The sequence below is a fragment of the Paenirhodobacter enshiensis genome, assembly GCF_000740785.1.
Lineage (GTDB): Bacteria > Pseudomonadota > Alphaproteobacteria > Rhodobacterales > Rhodobacteraceae > Rhodobacter > Rhodobacter enshiensis.
This window is the reverse complement of the sequence record NZ_JFZB01000086.1, coordinates 1-522: the sequence shown is the minus strand read 5'-3', so window position 1 is coordinate 522 and position 522 is coordinate 1. Positions and strand designations below refer to the sequence as shown.

General features: G+C 66.3%; 2 protein-coding genes. Both read right to left on the bottom strand.

Annotated features, from left to right (window positions below):
* Nucleotides 1-101, bottom strand: a 101-nt coding sequence (locus CG50_RS16405; protein ID WP_211248647.1) for a type II toxin-antitoxin system HicB family antitoxin, incomplete at its 3' end; no start/stop codon positions are given.
* Between the two features lie 26 nt (nt 102-127).
* The coding region (locus tag CG50_RS16000; protein WP_036640663.1) for a site-specific integrase at nt 128-522 on the bottom strand (395 nt) is incomplete at its 5' end.

The following is a 522-nucleotide window of genomic DNA, read 5'->3' as shown; positions in this document are numbered from 1 at the left end:
TCCCAGGTATCAGCCGCGGCAAACGCACCGGGAAGGTCGGGGAAGGTCAGGCCATAGGCGTGGCCTTCGTCATGGTTCACGATAGCGATGTAGTAACGCATGGTTTTCTCCGGGGGGGGGCGCATTGTCAGTCCAGCCGCCGCGCAAGTTCTTCCGCCGTCTCGTTGTAATACGTCTGCAACTGCCGAAGATCCGTATGTCCGACCATCCGCGCCAGCGCGAGGACATCAAGCTTCTTCGACAGCCGCGTGATCGCGGCGTGCCGGCTGTCGTGGAAGGTCAGCCCGGCGACGCCCGCGCGATCCCGCAGCTTGCGCCACAGCGCATCGAGCTGACGGCTCTCCAGCCCAAACACCGGGTCCACATGGGGCAGGGCTTCCAGCAGGCGCACCGCCTCGCTCGACAAGGGCACATCGCGCGGCCGGCCGTTCTTCGTGTGGTCCAGATGCGCGACGCGCTTCGTGAGGTCGACGCGATCCCACACCAGCCCGGCGATCTCGCCCGCGCGCATCGCGGTCTCCA